This is a genomic window from Roseobacter sp. OBYS 0001 (assembly GCF_019654895.1).
Classification (GTDB): Bacteria; Pseudomonadota; Alphaproteobacteria; order Rhodobacterales; family Rhodobacteraceae; genus Roseobacter; species Roseobacter litoralis.
Window position 1 is genome coordinate 156,192 of sequence record NZ_BPES01000002.1, and the last position, 20,078, is coordinate 176,269.

The following is a 20,078-nucleotide window of genomic DNA, read 5'->3' on the forward strand; positions in this document are numbered from 1 at the left end:
CCAAATAACGCGCATACTTCAACAATCAACGATCTTGTGGAATTTTTTTACACTGGGTAGTCTCACGTGATGAACGCGACCGGATCAGATGGGTTTTTGCTGCTGCTCAAAGGGCTGATGCGCCCGCTTGTGCGCACGTTGATCAGTCGCGGCGTTACAGCCCCTGCATTTTATAAGTTGCTCAAGTCGGTTTATGTCGATGTCGCCTATGAGGAGTTTCGCCTTGGCGGCACGGCCCCGACAGACAGTCGGGTGTCGCTTTTGACCGGAGTCCATCGTCGGGATGTGCGTGCCATTCTATCAAGCGATGATGATGCGTGGAAAACGGCGCGCGGCAAATCCGCGACTTTCGCGACAGTCCTAAGCCAATGGATGACGCGCCCTGAGTATCAGGATGACACAGGCCAGCCCATAAGCCTGCCCAAGACATCCGATAACAGCCCGAACTTCGAAGCACTCGTTCGCGAAATCAATACGGACATCCGACCGCGCACGATTCTTGACGAACTCACCCGACAGGATCTGGTCCATGAAAGCGCCGACGGACTGTTGAGAATAAGTGAGGGTGCGTTCGCAGGGCCAAGGTCTGATCACGACAAACTGGTGTTTTTTGCCGCCAATGTTGGTGATCACCTTGCAGCCGCCTCACAAAATCTGCTTTCGGAGGATGCGCCCTTTCTGGAACGTGCCGTGTTTTACAATCGGTTGTCGCCCGCGTCTGTGGACCAGATCGAAGAACACGCAGGTCAACTGGCGCAAAATATGCTCGAGACGCTCAATGCACAAAGCAGTGTGTTGCAGCAAACCGACCAAGATGGGACGGGAGCAAAAGAACGATACCGGTTAGGCGTTTACTTTTACCGGGAACCATCAGGCGCTGATCCATCCAAACCAAAGGACGAAACAAGTGAGACAGAAAACTAGAAGGGACATCCTTTCGCTTCTGGGGTCGACAGTCCTCTTGGCCTCTTGCGCACCAGCCGTGGTCACGCGCGCCGGCAATGATCCCTTTGAAGGTGGCATCGGAGGCACCGGTATCGTTGGCGTTCTCACGGGTTTTGGCAGTCTGCTGATCAATGGCGTCACGGTCGATGTGGCCCGCACAACCAGATACACCACCAGCTTTGGCGCGACCTCACTCGACGCTCTGGTGCCGGGCATGTCCCTGACCGTTTATGCACAGCGACGTGGTGACAGGCTTGTGGCAAAGGATGTCTTTGTCAACCATCTTTTGATCGGCACGTTGCGCGCGCATCAGGGCGCTCTGCATGTGAATGGCGTTTCCGTGCAAGCGCCCAGTGCGATACATGCCCATACACTGACAGGTACTCGCGTCGCTGTCAGCGGTGTGTGGTCAGCATCTGGTGTCATCGCCAGCCGGATTGACCCGGCAGGGATGGACAAAGACATGATCGCGGGCACCATCACCCCTGTGGACGAGGGCATCAACGGGATTGGCAGCGTGCGCCTTGACGCACAAGGGGTCAGGCTCATGACCGGGCAATATGCGGCAGTTATGGGAACCTCCAACGACGAGGGATTTAATGTCCAGAGTATCGGGAATGGACGATTTGCCCGTGCCACCAGTCTGAGAAACCTGTCCGTTGAGGGGTATCTCGAACCCATCAACACCCAACCAGGATTCAGGATTGCGGGGCTCGGTCATAGTTTCGCCCGCGATGTTTCCCTCGGATCTATCGGCGCTCGGCGCGCGGTGTATTTCGGACGCTATGACGGTCTGTTTGGCGCGTCCAGAGGGTATATTGTGCCCGAAGACATGGATGCGCGGCGCAAACTGCTGAACCGTGGCATTTCTGAAGGGTTCGACGGACCGGTTATTGAGATTTGAATGGGCTCGGAGCGGGGCTGTCTGTGCACAAACCGGACGGTTTCCCTTCAACAAATGGTGATGCACAGGCCAGACCCGGTTGCTGTATCCGGTTGAAACCGCCACACTCTGGTCGGTGCAAACAGCATCTGAACCGGTGACCCTATGTAACGGACCGACGCATTCAAAAGGAAATACAATGAGTAAACCAAATCCGGGCACTGCCGTTGCACAGATAACAATTCCTACCGTCGATGGCGGAACGATCACGCTGGGACAGCCCAAAGACAGGTGGAGCATGCTGTTTGTCTATCGCGGACGTCATTGCCCCCGGTGCAAGCGGTTCCTCAACAAGCTGAATGCGGTATTGCCAGCATGGACCGACAGAATGGATGTCGCCGTGGTTTCTGCCGATACACGGCAAAAAGCGCTGGACGATCAAAAAGAATTTGGCTGGAACTTCGAATTGGGTTTCGATTTGAGCGAAGACCAGATGCGCGCCTTGGGCCTTTACGTGTCAGAACCCTTGTCAGAAACCGAAACAGATCGTGTTTTCGCAGAGCCGGGCGCATTTGCAATCCGACCCGATGGCACCCTGATGCTGGTTGAAATTTCGAACGGACCCGCGGCACGGCCTGATCTTGAAGAATTGCTGGACGGCATGATCTTCAACATTGAGAACGACCGCCCGGTGCGCGGCACGGCATGATCAAAAGTAGCAGAAACGCACTTCTGTGTGATACGTGTTTCTGCCCATTCCACAATCGATTTAGCCAGTGTAAATTATTTTGGTTTACACCCGCACAGAGTTTTAATGAGGGGATATTTTGAGATGCTGACACGGCGACATTTTCTGCAGACGTCTACGGCGTTGTTTTCGACGTCAGTCTTGGGGGCGGCCAGCGCTACCGCTGCATCGGCAAGCAGCAATTGGTCGGCATGGGATGCGCGGGTCACACCGGCAAATTACAACCCTGCCACAACGAACCCTTGGGGTTTGCATCCACGCTTTTTGCCCGTTCGGGTTGAGGCAAACAGCGGGCTTGTGCCCGGCGATATCCACGTTGATGCAGTTGCGCGCTATTTGTACCACGTTCAGGGCGATGGTACTGCGATGCGCTACGGCGTCGCGATTGCGCGGGGCAATCTGTATGAACCGGGCGTTTTTACAATCCGGCGCAAGGCGCGCTGGCCCAAATGGACGCCAACGGCTGATATGATCCGCCGCGATCCGGAGCTTTATACTGAGTTTGCCGACGGAATGCCCGGTGGACCGGGCAATCCGCTTGGGGCGCGGGCGCTGTATCTATACGAAGGGAACCGTGACACCTATCTCAGAATTCACGGCACGCCGTCACCCAGATCCATCGGCAGCAGGGCGAGTTCCGGATGCGTGCGTATGGTCATGGCGCATATCATCGGTCTTTACGAAGAGGTGTCGCCGGGCGCTACTGCACATCTCTATCCTGCCGAATCCTATGTAACGGCAAACAGCTAGGCCTGCGGTCTGGTGCAAATGGGCCGCCCTTCGGCGGTGCGCAAAGGCAGCATTGTCGTCTCAACCGGGCCGGAATGTCGGTACCAGTAACAGCCGTCTGCTTCTTTCAGCTGAACCGAATTCAAATCCTGGTTCGGGGCTGCCATTGCAACGATTTCTTCGGGCAGGTTTCGAATGAAGCCGGCATTTCCGCCAGTCGTAGCGGTACAGGCACCAAGGCCAAACAATCCAATAATCAGCAAAATAAGCCTGCTTTTCATAGCTCTTTCCTATAACCGCTCTGTACGCAGAGTACCTGCGCAACATCAGACTACCAGCCCAAAATTAAAGGAACTGCTCGCCTGTCCTGCGATCAATTTGACACAAAATGCGTTAAGATTGAATTGTCAGCGCATGTAGAGCGAAAAATAACGGCGCGCGCGCAGTTTCACCTGATTCCACCATCCGCCCCTACGGCAGGGCGCGCAACGTACCCCGCTCAATGATTTCGCAGGCAAAAAGCCGGGCCTCGGGGTGACGGTCAGGTTGCTCCAGCATTGCCATGACCAGCTCGACCGAGCTGTCGATGATCTGAGGGATGGGCTGACGGATCGTCGTTAAATCTATGTTTTGCCAGCGCGACATTTCCATGTCGTTTAAGCCGATGATGCCAATGTCCTCGGGGACGCGCATGCCGCCCTCGCGGATTGCGGTTAATGCGCCGATCGACAAAACGTCGTCGCCACAGAAATAGGCCTCGGCAGGGGCATTCTGCAGTAATGAAAGCATCTCATTGCGCCCGGCGTCAAAGGAATAGGCAGTGGCAAAGCTGTCTGAGACGGTGACATCATCTGCCGTCCGGATCACCTCCAGAAAACCTGTGCGGCGGTCTATTGTCGACGTTGCATCAGCCGGACCGCCAAGAAAGCCCAGCCTCTTGTAACCACGCGCGATCAGGGTGCGCGCTGCCATACGTCCGCACTCGATATTATCGATGCCGACAACATGGACGCGGGGCGCATGAGCAAATTTACCAAATGAATGCACCACGGGTATTTGCGATTTCTGAAAGGCCAGCGAGAATTCTTGGGAAAGGGTGGACGAGGCGACAATCACCCCATCAACCGAATATTGCCGCAAAAGCCGCAGCGAATTGGCCGGATCCGTTTCATCGGTAAGGTTGACCAGCAGCGGACGCAGGCCACGGTCCTGCAGGCACCGCGTAAAAAGGTCAAAGACCTCCAGAAACACCGGGTTGTGAAAATTGTTCGAGATCAGACCAATGAGTTTGGTGCGCCCGGTGGTCAAGGACGAGGCCAGCGCGTTGGGGCTATAGCCCAAATCGTTTGCGGCTTTCTCAACTTTGGCCCGGGTTTTTGGCGAGACCGATGCCCCCACGGTAAACGTGCGCGACACCGCAGAGCGCGAAACACCGGCCCGTTCGGCCACATCTTTTAAAGTTACACTCATTCCGACCTTTTACTCTCAGCAGCACGGCTCAATCTGATCACAGGCTTTGATTTCTTGCAACCGGTTGCAAAAATATTGAACCTGTGCTTTCTTCCTGCCGAAGGCGTAGGAAAACGTCCTTTGTTTAGGCTCAAAATTGCCAGTTCTGGGAGGAACAATGAAACATTTCTTGAAATCCACACTTGCCGCGGCCGCTCTGGCCATTGCGACGCCTGCGCTCGCGACAGACATTATTGTCGTCAGCCACGGTCAGGCCTCTGATCCGTTTTGGTCCGTTGTCAAAAACGGTGTTGAGAAAGCAGCTGCCGATACGGGTGCGAATGTTGAATATCGCGCCCCGGAAACATTCGACATGGTGGCGATGAGCCAGTTGATCGACGCGGCGGTGAATCAGGAACCCGATGGCATCGTGGTGTCGATTCCCGATGCGGATGCGCTTGGCCCATCCATCGAAAAGGCCGTTGCAGCGGGTATCGCCGTGATTTCCATGAACTCCGGCTCTAACGTGTCCAAAGGTCTGGGCGCGCTGCTGCACGTCGGACAGGAAGAATTCGACGCGGGCAAGGCCGCCGGAGAAAAGATGGCAGAAATGGGCGGCACCAAGGCCCTCTGCGTGAACCATGAGGTTGGCAATGTATCGCTTGATGATCGTTGCGCCGGGTTTGCCGAAGGTTTCGGTGGTGAAGTCATCGTACTGCCAACAACGAACGATCCATCAGAAATCGAAGCCAAGGTTAAGGCCTCGCTTGATTCCGACGAATCCATCGACACGGTCATGGCACTGGGCGCATCACTTGCTGGCGAGCCTGCGGTTGCAGCCGTCAAAGCCGTTGGCGGTGAAGGCAGCATCCGGGTTGGGTCATTCGACCTTTCCGCTGGTTTCCTTGAATCCGTCGCAGCAGGCGAAGCCGCCTTTGCAATCGACCAACAACAATACCTGCAGGGCTATCTGCCGGTCGCGTTTCTGGCGCTGCATGCGCAATACGGTCTGATCCCGGGCGGCAACGTCCCATCGGGTCCAAACCTGATCACGGCTGACAAGGCCGCACAAGTGGTTGAGTTGTCCGCCAAGGGCATTCGCTAAACGCACTTAAAGCGGGGCCCACACGGCCCCGCTTTTTTCAATACATACATTTTTCGGGAGGGAAAAATGCCCACAGATGCCGCCGTTGACGAGCGCATAAAGGAAGAGTCCTTCTTTTCGCGTATGATGAAACGTCCTGAACTGGGTGCAATTGCCGGGGTCATTCTGGTCACGGTGTTTTTCCTGATTACCGCTGACCCGGCCATGTTCACTCTCGCTGGCTTTATGAACTTCATGTCCCCTGCATCGCAGCTTGGAATTCTCGCGATTGGCGCGGCCCTGCTTATGGTTGGCGGTGAGTTCGACCTCTCCGTAGGGTCCATGGTGGCCTTTACGGGTCTGTTTTTCGGGGCCTGTGTTGTGACCTTCGGACTGCCCCTGATCATCGCCATTCCCGCCACGCTGATCTTTGCAGCCGCCGTGGGCGCGGGGAACGGGCAGATCGTTCTGGCAACGGGCCTGCCCTCCTTCATCGTGACACTGGCGTTTCTGTTTATTTTTCGCGGGTTGTCTCTCGTCGGGCTGAAATGGGCGACCGATGGATCCACCCAATTGCGCGGTGTGCGCGATGCGACAGAAAACGACTGGCTGACGCCGATCTTTTCGGGTGACGCCTTTCCCGGCTTTTTCACCAAGCTGGCAGAGATGGGCATGATCGATACCTTCCGCAACGGCACGCCAAAAGTCACCGGTATCCCGGTTGAGATCATCTGGTTTGTCATCATCGCTTTGCTGGCCACATATGTGTTGCAAAAGACACCTTTCGGAAACTGGATCTTTGCATCAGGCGGGGATGCCAATGCGGCTTCCAATTCCGGTGTTCCGGTCAAACGCGTCAAGCTGATCCTCTTCATGGTGACTGCAACCTGCGCGGCGCTTGTGGCCATCATCACCGTGCTCGACAGCGGATCAACCGACGCACGGCGCGGGTTCCAAAAGGAATTCGAGGCGATCATCGCGGCGGTCATCGGGGGCTGTCTGCTGACGGGTGGGTATGGTTCCGCGATTGGGGCCTTCTTTGGCGCGATCATTTTCGGGATGGTACTGATCGGGTTGACCTACACGGACATTGATCAGGATTGGTATCTCGTCTTTTTGGGCGGCATGCTTCTGGTTGCTGTTCTCTTCAACAACATGATCCGCAAACGCGTCACGGGGGAGCGTTGATATGAATACGCAAACAACAGACGCACCCATCGTTCAGATGGAAGATATCGAAAAACACTTCGGCAATGTGATTGCCCTTGCCGGGGTTTCTTTCAACATCCTGCCCGGGGAATGCCACTGCCTGCTGGGGGACAATGGCGCGGGGAAATCCACCTTCATCAAGACCATGTCCGGCGTTCATAAACCCACCAAAGGCCGGATCATGTTCGAAGGGTCGGAAATGAGCTTTGCCAGCCCGCGTGATTCTATGGAAGCAGGCATTGCCACGGTCTATCAGGACCTCGCGATGATCCCGCTGATGTCAGTGACGCGGAACTTCTTCATGGGGCGCGAGCCGACAAAAGGCGCAGGGCTTTTCAAACGCTTTGATACGGATGAAGCCAACGACATCACCATGGCCGAGATGAAAAAGATGGGCATCAACCTGCGTGCGCCGGATCAGGCGGTTGGCACTCTGTCGGGCGGGGAACGCCAGACGGTGGCCATCGCACGTGCGGTTTATTTCGGGGCCAAGGTGCTGATCCTTGATGAACCCACATCCGCGCTGGGGGTGCGTCAGACGTCCAATGTTCTTGCGACCATCGACCGCGTGCGCAAGGACGGGATCGGCGTGGTCTTCATCACCCACAACGTCCGTCACGCGATGGCTGTGGGTGATCGCTTCACCGTGCTGAACCGGGGAAAGACTCTCGGCACGGCAAAGCGGGGCGACATCACACCGGATGAGTTGCAGGACCTGATGGCGGGCGGTCAGGAAATGGCCAAACTCGAAGGGTCGCTTGGCGGGACCATATGAGCGCACTCCTGCACAAACCAATGGGCCGTTCCGGAAAGGTGCATGACATCACGCCGGAACGCGCGGGCTGGGGCTATGTTGGCTTTGGTCTTTACCACCTGTCTCACGGGGAGACTGCGGCAGAGGAAACGGGTGATCGGGAGGTTATTATCGTCCTGGTCGAAGGCAAAGCCCGCCTCTCTGTCGCGGGGTCCGATTTTGGTGAGATGGGTGAGCGAATGTCGGTGTTTGACCGCACGCCGCCGCATTGCATTTACGTGCCCGGACAAAGCGACTGGACCGCCACAGCGACAACCGATTGCGTCGTGGCAATCTGCAGCGCACCTTGTATCGCGGATTATCCAGCGGCGCGCTTGGGACCTGAGGGGATTGAACTGACACCACGCGGCAAGGCCCAGAATACCCGGTTTATCAACAACATCGCCATGGAAGGTCGCGACGTGGCCTCCAGCCTGCTGGTCACCGAAGTCTTTACCCCCGCTGGCAACTGGTCGTCCTATCCCAGCCACCGCCATGACGAAGACGACTATCCCCGCATGACCTATCTCGAAGAGACCTATTACCACCGCCTGAACCCCGCGCAGGGATTTGGCGTGCAGCGGGTTTATACCGACGACCGCAGCCTTGATGAAACCATGGCCGTCAGCGATGGCGATGTGGTCTGTGTGCCGCGCGGGCACCATCCCTGCGGCGCGCCCTATGGCTATGACATGTATTACCTGAACGTGATGGCAGGTCCCTTGCGCAAGTGGCGGTTCGAGAATGATCCTGACCACGACTGGATCGCGCAAAAGGACGCGGACTAGTGCTCAAAGGAGCATGGCAATGACCCAAGTATCCAAAAGTACCGTCGGTTTTTACACCGAAGCGGACTGTGACCTGAACGATTTCGCTTCGCTGACAAGCCAACAGACCACTCCCGATACTGTGCCGTTGGCCTCTGAGGTTTGCAAAAATATCCCCGTTTATGACATGGCGCTCCGCGGCGGTATGCTGGAAACTGTGCAAACCCGTCGTGAATTGATGGCGGAATGGGCGCAGGTTCTGCAGCGTGGCGCCGGTGTCATTGTATTGCGAAACGCTTGTGCGGACACCTCTGCGATTGATGATGCGACTGTGATCTATGAACGCATCATTGCGGATGAAAAAGCCGCGCAGGGAGGGGCGGCAGATCACTTTGCGGCCGCAGGGTCCAATGATCGGATATGGAATTCCCTGCAAAAACTCTGCGAGGCAGACCCGGATGTCTTTGTGCGGTATTTTGCAAACCCCGCCATCGATGCCGCCTGCGAGGCATGGTTAGGGCCGAAGTATCAAATGACGGCGCAGGTCAATGTCGTTCATCCCGGTGGGTCGGCACAGCAGGCGCATCGCGACTATCATTTGGGGTTTCAGACAGCTGAAATCAGCGCCGCCTATCCTGCCCATGTGCACGACCTGTCCCCGCTGATGACCCTGCAGGGCGGGATAGCGCATGGGGACACACCGCTGGAGAGCGGCCCGACCAAATTGCTCCCGTTTTCGCAGCTCTACCGTCCCGGATATGCAGCGTGGCGGCGGGCTGATTTTCGCGCCTACTTCGAAGAGAGCTACGTGCAATTGCCCTTGGCCAAGGGGGATGCGCTCTTTTTCAACCCGGCCCTGTTTCATGCCGCGGGAGCCAACGGTAGTCGTGACATCCACCGCATGGTGAACCTTTTGCAGATTTCCTCCCCTTTCGGTCGCGCGATGGAAACGGTTGATCGCACAAAGATGAGTTTGCTTGCCTTCCGGTCCCTGAAAGAACTGTCGTTGGCTGATGCTGCATTGCATGCTGCGATTGCGGCGACCGCCGAGGGATATTCCTTTCCCACAAACCTCGACAATGACCCGCCCACGGGTGGTCTGGCACCACCAAGCCAGCAGGATCTCCTGAAAACAGCGCTTGGCGAAAATTGGAACCAGCACCGTTTCGAAGCGGCGCTGACGGCGCAAGACGCGCGTAAAGATGCCTGACTGACAGATCAGAGTGCCAGATACCCAACACCAGCAAATGCGATAAGACAGCCGGACCATTGCGGGGGTGTCATGCGTTCTTTCAGGAAGGTCCAGGCCAGCAGGATCGTCAAAAGCCCGAACATGGACGAGGTAACAGAGGCATATTCCGGATTTGGCATCTTACCTGCAGACAAGACGGACAACAGCGCGACGCCGTCAAGTATGCCCATCCCCACCAAAGGCAGCAGCGCTTTGCGTCCCGGCCAGAAGGTGGCGCGCCGCATCATGATCACGCCCATCAAAAGGCTCAGCGCAGTGAGGCGGGCAATGAGCGTTGTGGGCAGTTCACCGGATAAATCCGCCGCAAGCTGTCCCAGTTTGAAGGTCGTTGCAAAACCAAAGGCCGACACCAGCGACAGAATAATGGTGCGCTTGATCGGCGGAATGTCATCGTCACTTTGATCGGACAAGGCTGCAACCAGACCCACACCAACAACAATCGCCAAAACCGCGAGGCCCTGCGCGGGCGTGACTGTGCGACCGCTGGCAACGGCATAAACAAGCGACAGAATGGGAAAGGACGCGATGATCGGGGCAACAAGCCTGACCGGGCCCCGCTCGAACGCATAGTACAACCCAAGGCTGGCGATCAGAAAGGCGACACCTGCGCCCAGCGACAGCAAAACGCCTGTGCCAGAGACGAAAAAGCCGCCTCCCAGTATCAAAATTGCCGTCAGCTGGAACAAGGCTCCGACGCAAAGCACCACAAACAGCGCTGCCAACAAGGGCACGGACCGGCTAAGATAACGGATGGCAATATCGTGCAGGCCCCAGCAAAAGGCGGCGATCAGACCCAAGCCTAACGCTGTCATATCGGGCCGTCCAATGTGGCAGAGATGTTGGTCAAAATGCGCACTGCTTGTGTTCCGCCCCTTAGCTTTCTGCTGCCTAGACCTGTCGCATGACAGAACAGACTGCAAGAGATTATCGGAATCGAGGGCGGATGGCTCTTTCTGAGTGGAACGCCCTGACCATTTAGCGTTGGTTTATATGTGCAATGCAGTACTCAAACCAAAGATTGTTGCCATATGGCATTAATATGTGTATAAGTTGCCAAAAAGGTGTTGATATGTCTTTGCAGCCACTTGAAACAAAGGCGCAGGAATTTGCGCCGCAGCCGATCACCGCTGAGGAAGGGGCCGCACTGTTGCGCGCCGTTCTGCGTCTGTTTGGCAAATGGGCCATCACGGATGAAGACGCGGCAACGCTGCTGGACCTGCCCGTGCGAACCTACCGTCGCTGGAAGGCGGGACAGCCCGGCCGGTTGGACCGCGATACAAAGGCGCGGCTTTCCAACATCCTTGGCATTCACAAAGCACTGCGCATTATTTTCCGGGATACGGACCGGGTTTACGCGTGGGTCAAGGCCCCGAACACAACCTTTGCCGGACACTCCGCACTGGAGGTCATGCTGGGGGGTGAACTTACGGATTTGATGCGCGTGCGCCGCTATCTGGATGCGGAGAGAGGTGCTTGGTAGAGCCATCCATCACGCATGTGGACTGGCCCCGTGGCGTGCGCATCATCCGCAGCACCTATCCCCCCATCGACCTGTTCGAAGACATCGCAGATCCCGAAGACTGGCCCCTGTTGATCTCGGCTGAGCAAAAGACGAACCCGAGACTGATGGAAAGCATCGGCACCCTTGATCTGATCCCACCGGACCGGCGTGTTGGTGGACCCGGCGCAAGCTACCTGATGGCCCCGTTCACGCACAGCAGTACCGATCGCCCAAGCCGGTTTTCCGATGGCAAGCTGGGCGTACTATACATCGCCAGTGATTTTGAAACTGCGGTCAGGGAGACGACATACCATCATGCGGCTTTCATGTCGGCCACGGCTGAACCACCGGGCTGGACATCCCAGTTTCGCGAACTGTGCATGGCTGTGGATGCAGATCTGCACGACATCCGAACTGTGAACGAAACCATCCAACCGTTTTTGCATCCCGACAATTACCTGCCCGCACAAGGTTTCGCCGCGCAACTCAGAGCGTCGGGTAGTCAGGGAATTGTCTATCCCAGTGTGCGCGGTGACGGGGAATGCGTTGGACTTTTCTATCCCGACCTCGCCCATTCACCGGTTCAGGGACGCCATCTTGATTATCATTGGAACGGGTCATGCGTCGATCTGGTCCGTGATGCAGGAAGTGGCGATGTCTATCGCGTGGTGAGGTAGGTCGCCTGCCACTACCGCTTAGATTTAAAAGAAGACTGGCATTGATCCGGGTCTTTCAGCAAGGAACCGCTGAACTGTGCACGGCCCGAGCATGAAACCACTGTTACACTGCTGAAAAACCGCGCAGCCAAGCAAAAAACCGCCCCTCGTAAAACAAGCCCATTTGCCAATTAGGAATTCCCGCATTACGGGAATTTGTATCCGTAAGAGATATCGACGCTTAGCCCACGCAACGGGTGAAAGCCCGCCTAATGCAGGGAGAATACAAATGGCCACCGCTATAACCGGAACAAATCTCAATGATACAGCGCGTATCGGCAGCGGCGCGCAGGCCGTTGAAATGGGGACCGGAGACGACCGCATCATTTCCTATGGCGATAGCGGTGAGCCTGATCCCGCCCAGACCAACGGTGCGCAGGGTCGCGTCACGCCGCCGAATACGCAGTCCGGCGATGATATTCTGACCGGTGGCGCAGGCGCTGACATTTTCGAATTCAGGGCCTTGCTGAATGCCACAACCGAGGTGATCACGACCCATACCTGGCCATCCGGTCAGGTGGATTGGGCCGGGGTCGCGGGCGAAAACGACAATGTGCATGACCATTGGGTCGAAGGCTTTGGCCTCGATACCATCACCGACTACAGCAGGGCCGAAGGGGACCAGATCAAGATATCCGGCCACACCATGACGCTTGAGGGTATTACATATGGCACAGATGCGGGCGGTTCCTATTCGCTGATCACTTTGTTCAGCCAGCAAGGCAATGGCGGGGCTGGCGGGGCAAATACGGCAACCGGCGCCCATGACGAAGACCCTCTGGGCCAGATCAAGGTCTATGGCGACCGCATTTTTCGCGGGGATCTGGACATAGAGCGCACCAATGACGGCATTGACCGGCTTACCCATGCTGACAGTGTTTTTGCCCCTCTGAACGCGGGCGTGACCCGGATCGTGGCCAGCAATACCGATGACACCGACTATACGGGTTCTGCCTATACACAGATGGATCGCGTGACCATCGGTCAGGGCTCACAGGTCGTGGATACCGGCGGCGGAAATGACGTGATCTTCAGCTTTTCCGACGGGGATGAACCTAATCCGGCACAGACAAATGGAGCCGCCGGGCGCGTCACTCCTGCGATTGGCGCGGGGCAGTCAAACGACGTGATCTCCGGCGGTCAGGGGCAGGATACCTTTGCCTTTCGGCTGCTGCTGAACGCCAAAGATGACGTGTTGGACGCATATACCCGCACGGATGGCTCCGTGAATTGGCGCGGGGTCGCGGGCGAGAACGACAATGTGCACGACCACTGGGTTGAGGGGATTGGCAAGGATGTGATCCTTGATTTCTCGGATCAGGATGGGGACAGCATTGATATTCGCGGCCATACGGTCGAGGTCGCGACCATCACCTACGGCGCTGACACGCTTGGCGATTTCAGCCTGATCACCCTGCGCTCTCAACAGGGCGACGGGGGCGCAGGCGGGACCAACACTGCAACCGGCGCCCATGACGAAGACCCGCTGGGCACGATCAAGGTCTATGGCGACAAGGTGACGATGCAGGATATTTCTGTCAGGGCAGATGTTTTTTACGGCATCGATGCGCTTGAGGATATCAAAGCCTCTGAACGCGACGGGTTTGCAGACAATACCCTGCCAGATCTGGCAAATCCGCTGTGGGGGTTGGACAGCCCATGGACCATCAACAGCACATTCACCGGCACGCAGCACAGCAACCAGTTTCACGCCGGGAGCGGGACGCAAACCATTCTGGCAGGCGACGGCAATGATCGGATTATCTCATACGGCGATGCGGGCGAACCCGACCCGGCACAGACGGATGGCAGCGTCGGGCGGGTGAACCCGAAACTGGGCAGCGGCGCGTCAGATGACTATCTCAGCGGGGGTGCGGGTGCCGACCGTTTCGAGTTTCACGCGCTGCTCAACGCGACCGCAGAGGTCATCGCACAGCACACATCGGTCACTGGCAATATCAATTGGCGCGGCGTGGCGGGTGAAAACGACAACGTGCATGATCACTGGGTAGAAGGGTTTGGCAACGACACAATCCTCGATTATTCCAAAAGTGAGGGCGACAAGATCGTGTTGCGCGGGCATACCGTCGAAATTGACGGCATCACCTATGGGCAAGACGCGCGCGGCACCTTTTCGACCATCACTGTGATCAGCCAGCAAGGCAACGGCGGGGCGGCAGGGGCGAACACTGCCACCGGCGCGCATGACGAAGACCCCCTTGGCACGATCAAGGTTTACGGGGATCGCGTGAACACGTCAGACATCACCGTACAGCGCGATGGTATTTTTGATGGCGGTGAACGATTGACGATGGCTGACCAGCTGCTGGAGTACAACGGCGGCGCGCAGGTTTTCCAAAGCGCGCGACATCAGGAAGAAATCATCACGGCCCCGGTCGGTATTCTAACGGTGGACCGGGTCGAGATAGGCTCCGGTGCGCAACAGGTTAACGCGGGGCCCGGCAATGACGTGATCCGTATCTACGCCGATGGCGGAGAACCCGGACCGGCGCAGACAGGTGGTGCCGGACGCGTGACAAGCCCGGTGGCCCCTGCCCTGTCCAAGGATGTGGTAAGTGGCGGGCAAGGCAGCGACAAATTCATCTTCAACTATCTGCTGGACGCCACGGATGTTGTTCTGGCGCGCCATACTACGGATGATGGAACGATCAACTGGCGTGGCGTCGCGGGTGAAAATGACGCCGTGCATGACCATTGGGTCACAAGCGGCGGTAATGATGTGCTGCTGGATTACTCAAAACAGGATGGTGACGCGATCGAACTGCGCGGCCACACGGTCGAACTTGCGCGGATCACCTACGGCGAGGATGGCGGCGGTGATTTTTCAACGCTGCACATCCGCTCGCAGCAAGGACCCGGTGGCGGCGCACATGACGAAGATCTTTTGGGAACCGTCAAAGTCTACGGTGACAAGGTCAGCAAATCCGATGTCACAGTAACCGCCAGCGGCGTGTTCGATGGGGTCGATATCTTTGAACCGATCCTGAACCAGCCCAACCATATTGTCGGCAACGACGGTGCCAACAAGCTGTCAGGCACCGGAAATGCCGATAACATCCATGGCAAAAAGGGCAGCGATTTCATCACCGGGGGGGACGGGAACGATTTCATTTTTGGCGGTGCTCAGAACGATACGCTCTTCGGTGGGAACGGCAACGACTGGATCGAGGGCGGACAGGGTATGGACGCCTTGTTTGGAAAGCTCGGAGCGGACACGCTTGTGTCGACCAACGGCCGTGACGACATGACCGGCGGGGGCGGGTCCGATACCTTCTTGTTCATGGAAACATCGCGCGGTGGGCAGATTCTCGACTGGCAAGATGGCGCGGACACCATAGATTTTTCGCGTATGGACGCTGTTCAGAGCCTCGGCGATCTCAATTGGGACCGTCTTTCTGACAGTTCCATTCGAATTGAGTTCACCAATGATGGCGGCGTTGCCAGTGGTGTCACTGTTTTCAGCACGAACAATTTCTCCCTGACCGCGGAAGATTTTGCGTTCTAGGGTGATAGACAGTGTGGTGTGTCCAAACCTGTGCAGAGGGGTATTTCTGAGACCTAAAACCACGGGGGATCAGGTGAATTCCTCAGCATGGCTGTCCTGATCCGTGTTCATATTGTCCTTGATGGCCGTTCTCGCATGGGCGTGGGCGTCGAGGTTAGCGTCAATAAATGCATCATCGAACACCGCACCTGCAGCCGCATCCGGGGATTCAAGTTTCAGCGCCTTGGCCCGAATGCGGTTGAGAATATTCACGGCCTTGGCAAGATCGGTCCACTTGCCTGCCGATATCCTGAAGTCATTCCGCGTAGCCGCCGCGCCGTTGTTTGTCCAATTGCTCCATTGTGCCGCAAGCTGGTCAGCGCCAGCGGTAATGTGGGTTCTCATTTGCGAGAACTTGACAGATGCGAATGGCAGATCGCCGCCCGGGTTGACGGACGGAATCGCGAATAACGTATTTTTCACCTCTTCATGAAAGCGCACCACGGCATCAAAGGTCGGCCCTTCTCCATCGGGATCATAGGTCAGCATCAAATTATCAAAGTTCGCACCAGCTGCAAGATCAAGATCTGAGTTGAACGCGTTGACGATTTCATTCGCTTTGAGTTTGTTCTGGGACAAAACCTCTGTGTTGACCCCTCCAAAAGCCCAGATCGCGCCTGCCCTACCATGCTTTACCAGATAATTCTTTATCGGTGAGTTCACCAAGGCCGCCGCCATGAAGCCCGATGTGATCGTAAAGTGGTAATCCGGTGTATCGGCATTCTGCGCATTCAGGGCACCATGGGTCAGACCTCCGGCATCGATAAGACCGGCGCCTGCCATTTTGATTTTCTTTGTCAGATGGACCGGCGCGTATTTCCCACCGTGGGACCTGCCGGGTTCCAGAAAGGCCAGAGTTTCGGCAGCACCGCTTTGATCAGCGCTCACAGTTTGCTCGCCAAGTCTTGTACTGACGCGGTCACGTTGCAGAACAGGTTGCGATGACATTTGCCGTTGTGCGACCTGCTGTCCATTCGGTGCAGATCGCGCAGCACTCAGGCCAGTGCTGTTGTTGGCCAGCGCCTGCAGTGTGGCCAAACGTGACACAAGCGGGCTGGTATTTGCGCGTTGTTGCAGGGCTGTCTTCACGGGAGGTGCCGGTCGTCTGTCGACATCGCCCGACTTGAAGGGCTGCCGCGTTGTTTTCTGCGGGGTCGTCGTTTGCGTATCTTTTACGTTGGCGTGCATTTGCCTGTCATTATGCGCGCGCTGTCACGCAAAGCAAGCTTCACCTCATAGTTGATTTATTTTCGCGCATTGCATGCAAAGGGGGAAATCCATCCGAAAATCCTAACAAAACTTTAAGACTTCGGCCGATGGCATAAGCCGGCGGCAAGGCTTTTGAGGAAGGATGCAGGCTGTTCAAACCTTTCTCATGGGAATTCACATGGCCGATATCTCAAGCAGCTTGTCAATGCCGTTCATCCAGCCAAGCCAAGCCCAAAAACACGTCACCCACAATGAAGCGCTGCGTATTCTTGATGTCGTGACGCAACTGGGCGTCGCGGCCGATGATCAGACAACACCGCCGACGTCTCCGACCGACGGAACACGCTATATCATCGATGCAGGCGGGATCAATGAATGGGCCAATCATGAGGGCGAAGTTGCCCTGTTTGAAAACGGTGCCTGGCGGTTCTTTGTCCCGCGGGCCGGGTGGCGCGCCTACGTGATCAACCGCGATGCGCTGGTGGTCTATGACGGCGCGGAGTGGATCGATCTGGACAGTCCCGAGCTGGAAGAAATCGAAACCTTCGGGTTGGGAATGAATACGCTTCCCGGCACACCGTTTTCTGCCAAACTCAACGCCGCGCTCTGGACGGCCCTGTACCGTGCGGATGGCGGCACTGGCAGTCTGTTGAAAACACTCAACAAGGAAACCAGCGCTGATGACAGCGGTTTTGTTTTCCAACAGGGTTTTCAGACCCGTGCGCTGTTTGGCCTGTTTGGGTCAGACAATCTGCGCGTGGCGACAACGTCCGATGGCACCAATTTTCTGGATGCGCTGATTGCGGACAACGCCACGGGAATTGTCGATCAGCCACGCTTGCCACGCTTCAAGGGTGTTACGAATTTCGACAATTTCTGCCCGGCCGGGACATGGACCAAAATTGCCATCAACGATCTGGAATATAATGAACAGGCCGTATTTGACGCTGCAACAAATCAGTTCATCGTGCCGGTCGATGGTACGTATCAACTTGGCGCTTTACTGACCTTCAAGGCCGATTCCAGCAGCGCTGCGCGCATGGGCGCCCAGTTGCTGATTGATGGTATCACCCCCATCACAGGGTCGGAGGTTGAGAACACAGCCGCCCATTTCAACGGGCGCACAACGATTTCGATCCAGACACTGGCCAGCCTGAGTGCGGGCAGCACCGTTGAACTGCACGGGATCATGCGGTCTCAGCCGGGCTATTTCATGGCGGACCGTACGGATTTCTGGGGCTTCAAGGTGGGCTAACCCACCCGGTTTGAGCAGAGTGTGGCGGGTATACAGGCAAAATAGTGCTCGCCATACGGCGTTTGAGGCCTATTCGCCGGTCCAATCCGGCATTGGCTTTTTGTCAATAAACGCGTTGATCCCTTCGGTCGCATCCCGCGCCAGCATGTTTTCCGCCATGGCTGCACCTGCGTAGGCATAGGCCGCATCAAGGGGCATATCACACTGCGCATAGAACGCTTTCTTGCCGATTTTGATCGCTACAGGTGACTTATCGACGATGGTCTGCGCCATCTGACGTGTCGCCGTTTCGAGGGCGTCGGCTGGAACAACACGGTTTATCAGGCCGATCTCCTCAGCCCTTGATGCGGGTAGAAACTCGCCCAGCAAGAGCATTTCCATTGCTTTTTTGCGCGGCACGTTGCGCGACAGGGCGACCATCGGCGTGGAACAGAACAGGCCGATGTTGACGCCCGACGTGGCAAAGCGGGCATCCTCAGCCGCGATGGCCAGATCACAGGTTGCAACCAGCTGGCATCCGGCGGCAGTGGCGATCCCTTTCACTTCGGCAATCACAGGCTGCGGCAGATTTACGATCGACAGCATCATTTTCGAACAGGTCGCAAAGAGCGTATTGAAATACGCGGACCCCTTGTCGGCATCTGCGCGGCGTGCGCTCATTTCCTTGAGGTTGTGACCGGCACAAAAGTGGTTTCCCGCCCCGCGCAAAATCACGACCTTTACGTCATGGTTCACGGCAATACCGTCCAAGGTGCTTTGCAACCCTGCCAGCATATCTTCGGAAAGCGCGTTCAGCGTTTGCGGTCTGTTCAGCGTTATCGTCGCAATACCACCCTCGACTTGCAGTTCAACGGGCGTGTTCTGGATGTCTTTCATCGATGCCTCCCTGACGTATACCGCCATCAAAGCGGATCATCCGGTCAAGTTGCAAGCAGTGATATCGCGCGCCGCAGTGGTTTTTTGTAGATTTTGGATCTGAGGCACCTGTTCATGCCCGGTAATCCATTGGCTATGCGGCACAGGGTCCTTGGCTTTCAAAAGGAACAGCGACGCAACCTGCGCATAAGATCCATACACATACCCGCCATTGCGCGTCAGAACCACATCGCGCCGCTTGTCGTAAAACCCCTGTAACCGATACCACGGCAGCGTCGGATAAGCATGGTGCACTGCATGCAGGTTATTTTTCAGAAACAGGACAGACAATGGCCCGCGATCTTCGATGATCACACTGCGACAGCGGGCCTTTTCATGGGCCTGATGCTCCAGAAACGTGCGGATCTTGAGGATAGCGTGGCTGAAATACACCGCCGTCGCATAGAGCCAGAACGGCATCTCACTCATCCAGATCAACCACAGCACAACGGGGACAAGCCCTGCGAAGTGAAACAGATAGGCGACCAGGATTTCACGGTTTCCATTTTTGATCTGCTGTGCGTCATGCTTGTAAAAGGTGATCAGACCAATAACGGGGCCAACCGACATGCGGCCCAGCAAAGTATTGTTCCATTTATATAATTTCTGACGAGCCTCCGACCATGTATTCCACACGGCAGGATCAGTGTAATTCGTTTCCGGATCATCATAAGGGTCGGTGAGCGACGGATCGTGGTGATGGGCCAGATGCGTCGTTTTGAACCTCAGATACGGGATCAGCAAGCCCATGGCCGGAAAAACCAAGGCTGTGTTTGCGGCCGTATTTCGAAACGGATGACCATGCAGCACTTCGTGATTGAAAGAGGAATACAGCGTCAGTGCAACGGTCAGCACCACCCCCGAAAGGCCCAACCCAAGCACGTCCGCGTAGAATGTAGACCCTGTGACACCGCCATAGCAACAAAGACAGACAAGTAGCGTTTGCCATTGGACATGGATTTTTCGAGGTGTCAAAACAACCCTTTCTCAGTGCGGATTTTCGGCTTTCTGGTCCGTATCTTTTGAGAAATGGTGCTGTGCGACAAGCGCGTGTTTGT

General features: G+C 56.4%; 19 protein-coding genes. 13 read left to right on the forward strand and 6 right to left on the reverse strand.

Going from position 1 to position 20,078, the window contains the following annotated elements:
• The first annotated feature begins 69 nt into the window (after positions 1–69).
• From K5Q35_RS06265 to K5Q35_RS06280, 4 genes are all read left to right on the forward strand, one after another.
• Positions 70–924: a DUF6502 family protein gene (locus K5Q35_RS06265; RefSeq protein WP_220799135.1), complete on the forward strand. Its 855-nt coding sequence runs from the start codon at positions 70–72 to the stop codon at positions 922–924.
• Positions 908–1,849 (forward strand): DUF5666 domain-containing protein, encoded by a 942-nt coding sequence (locus K5Q35_RS06270; protein ID WP_220798903.1) that lies wholly within the window; start codon positions 908–910, stop codon positions 1,847–1,849. The genes K5Q35_RS06265 and K5Q35_RS06270 overlap by 17 nt, the downstream gene beginning before the upstream one ends.
• A gap of 178 nt (positions 1,850–2,027) precedes the next feature.
• On the forward strand, positions 2,028–2,537 hold the full coding sequence (locus K5Q35_RS06275; RefSeq protein WP_220798904.1) for a peroxiredoxin: 510 nt from the start codon (positions 2,028–2,030) through the stop codon (positions 2,535–2,537).
• Positions 2,538–2,660: 123 nt separating this feature from the next.
• Positions 2,661–3,326 carry a L,D-transpeptidase gene (locus tag K5Q35_RS06280; RefSeq protein ID WP_013963889.1) on the forward strand — a complete coding sequence of 222 codons (666 nt, stop codon included), beginning with the start codon at positions 2,661–2,663 and terminating at the stop codon, positions 3,324–3,326.
• Here K5Q35_RS06280 and K5Q35_RS06285 read toward each other — a convergent pair.
• On the reverse strand, positions 3,323–3,586 hold the full coding sequence (locus tag K5Q35_RS06285) for a hypothetical protein (RefSeq protein ID WP_220798905.1): 264 nt from the start codon (positions 3,584–3,586) through the stop codon (positions 3,323–3,325). The two genes, K5Q35_RS06280 and K5Q35_RS06285, sit on opposite strands and share 4 nt — an antisense overlap.
• Positions 3,587–3,776: 190 nt before the next feature.
• The gene (locus tag K5Q35_RS06290; RefSeq protein ID WP_220798906.1) at positions 3,777–4,775 is read right to left on the reverse strand and encodes a LacI family DNA-binding transcriptional regulator; all 999 of its coding nucleotides are present in this window, start codon (positions 4,773–4,775) and stop codon (positions 3,777–3,779) included.
• Positions 4,776–4,932: 157 nt separating this feature from the next.
• Between K5Q35_RS06290 and K5Q35_RS06295 the strand changes: the two genes are divergently transcribed.
• The 5 genes from K5Q35_RS06295 (at position 4,933) to K5Q35_RS06315 (ending at position 9,817) form a co-directional block, all read left to right on the forward strand.
• Positions 4,933–5,859, forward strand: a complete 927-nt coding sequence (locus K5Q35_RS06295; RefSeq protein ID WP_013963892.1) for a sugar ABC transporter substrate-binding protein — start codon at positions 4,933–4,935, stop codon at positions 5,857–5,859.
• A gap of 66 nt (positions 5,860–5,925) precedes the next feature.
• Positions 5,926–7,026 carry an ABC transporter permease gene (locus K5Q35_RS06300; protein ID WP_220798907.1) on the forward strand — a complete coding sequence of 367 codons (1,101 nt, stop codon included), beginning with the start codon at positions 5,926–5,928 and terminating at the stop codon, positions 7,024–7,026.
• Position 7,027: 1 nt separating this feature from the next.
• Positions 7,028–7,822 (forward strand): ATP-binding cassette domain-containing protein, encoded by a 795-nt coding sequence (locus tag K5Q35_RS06305; protein WP_013963894.1) that lies wholly within the window; start codon positions 7,028–7,030, stop codon positions 7,820–7,822.
• Positions 7,819–8,628, forward strand: a complete 810-nt coding sequence (gene iolB, locus K5Q35_RS06310; RefSeq protein WP_220798908.1) for a 5-deoxy-glucuronate isomerase — start codon at positions 7,819–7,821, stop codon at positions 8,626–8,628. Before K5Q35_RS06305 ends, iolB begins: the two co-directional genes overlap by 4 nt.
• Positions 8,629–8,647: 19 nt before the next feature.
• On the forward strand, positions 8,648–9,817 hold the full coding sequence (locus tag K5Q35_RS06315; protein ID WP_220798909.1) for a phytanoyl-CoA dioxygenase family protein: 1,170 nt from the start codon (positions 8,648–8,650) through the stop codon (positions 9,815–9,817).
• Between the two features lie 8 nt (positions 9,818–9,825).
• On the opposite strand, the gene K5Q35_RS06320 is transcribed toward K5Q35_RS06315, so the two are convergent.
• Positions 9,826–10,671 (reverse strand): DMT family transporter, encoded by an 846-nt coding sequence (locus tag K5Q35_RS06320; RefSeq protein ID WP_220798910.1) that lies wholly within the window; start codon positions 10,669–10,671, stop codon positions 9,826–9,828.
• Positions 10,672–10,928: 257 nt separating this feature from the next.
• Between K5Q35_RS06320 and K5Q35_RS06325 the strand changes: the two genes are divergently transcribed.
• From K5Q35_RS06325 to K5Q35_RS06335, 3 genes are all read left to right on the forward strand, one after another.
• Positions 10,929–11,339, forward strand: coding sequence for an MbcA/ParS/Xre antitoxin family protein (locus tag K5Q35_RS06325; protein ID WP_220798911.1), 411 nt, complete (start codon positions 10,929–10,931; stop codon positions 11,337–11,339).
• Complete coding sequence (locus tag K5Q35_RS06330; protein ID WP_220798912.1) at positions 11,333–12,037, forward strand: RES family NAD+ phosphorylase; 705 nt, start codon at positions 11,333–11,335, stop codon at positions 12,035–12,037. Before K5Q35_RS06325 ends, K5Q35_RS06330 begins: the two co-directional genes overlap by 7 nt.
• Positions 12,038–12,305: 268 nt before the next feature.
• Positions 12,306–15,602, forward strand: coding sequence for a calcium-binding protein (locus K5Q35_RS06335; RefSeq protein WP_220798913.1), 3,297 nt, complete (start codon positions 12,306–12,308; stop codon positions 15,600–15,602).
• A gap of 69 nt (positions 15,603–15,671) precedes the next feature.
• Here K5Q35_RS06335 and K5Q35_RS06340 read toward each other — a convergent pair whose 3' ends face one another.
• On the reverse strand, positions 15,672–16,829 hold the full coding sequence (locus tag K5Q35_RS06340) for a hypothetical protein (RefSeq protein ID WP_220798914.1): 1,158 nt from the start codon (positions 16,827–16,829) through the stop codon (positions 15,672–15,674).
• A 199-nt stretch (positions 16,830–17,028) separates the two neighbouring features.
• Here K5Q35_RS06340 and K5Q35_RS06345 point away from each other — a divergent pair, with 199 nt between their 5' ends.
• Entirely contained in the window at positions 17,029–18,105 is a 1,077-nt protein-coding gene (locus K5Q35_RS06345; protein WP_220798915.1) for a DUF2793 domain-containing protein, read from the forward strand.
• A 69-nt stretch (positions 18,106–18,174) separates the two neighbouring features.
• On the opposite strand, the gene K5Q35_RS06350 is transcribed toward K5Q35_RS06345, so the two are convergent.
• Together K5Q35_RS06350 and K5Q35_RS06355 are read right to left on the reverse strand one after the other, a co-directional pair.
• Positions 18,175–18,981 (reverse strand): enoyl-CoA hydratase, encoded by an 807-nt coding sequence (locus K5Q35_RS06350; protein ID WP_220798916.1) that lies wholly within the window; start codon positions 18,979–18,981, stop codon positions 18,175–18,177.
• A 36-nt stretch (positions 18,982–19,017) separates the two neighbouring features.
• Positions 19,018–19,995 carry a fatty acid desaturase gene (locus tag K5Q35_RS06355; RefSeq protein WP_220798917.1) on the reverse strand — a complete coding sequence of 326 codons (978 nt, stop codon included), beginning with the start codon at positions 19,993–19,995 and terminating at the stop codon, positions 19,018–19,020.
• Between the last annotated feature and the right edge of the window lie 83 nt (positions 19,996–20,078).